This window comes from Arthrobacter sp. sptzw32 (assembly GCF_059089735.1).
In genome coordinates, this window is the sequence record NZ_JBNHEZ010000030.1 from 1 (window position 1) to 296 (window position 296).

A 296-nucleotide genomic window follows, 5' to 3' on the forward strand; every position below is an offset into this window, starting at 1 on the left:
AACTGCGGGCCTTGAGGGATCAGGGACGACACTGAAGGTCCAGGCCGTCGTTTCCCTCAAGGCTGACTACCCTCTCCCGGTCCTGCTGGAGATCGCGGGCCTGGCCCGCTCAACGTTCTTCTATCACCAGGCCCGTCTCCAGGCCCCGGACCCGAAAGAGAAGCTTCAAGTGGCGGTCACGGAGATCTTCGAAACGAATCATGGCCGGTACGGGCACCGGCGGATCCATACGGAGCTACTCAAGCAAGGGTGGACGGTTGCGAAGAAGACCGTGCTGAAACTGATGCGCTCACTTC

General features: G+C 60.8%; 1 protein-coding gene. It reads left to right on the forward strand.

Going from position 1 to position 296, the window contains the following annotated elements; all coding sequences use genetic code 11:
- Nucleotides 1–296, forward strand: a 296-nt coding sequence (locus tag AC5RVN_RS17465) for an IS3 family transposase (RefSeq protein WP_494138757.1), incomplete at both ends; no start/stop codon positions are given.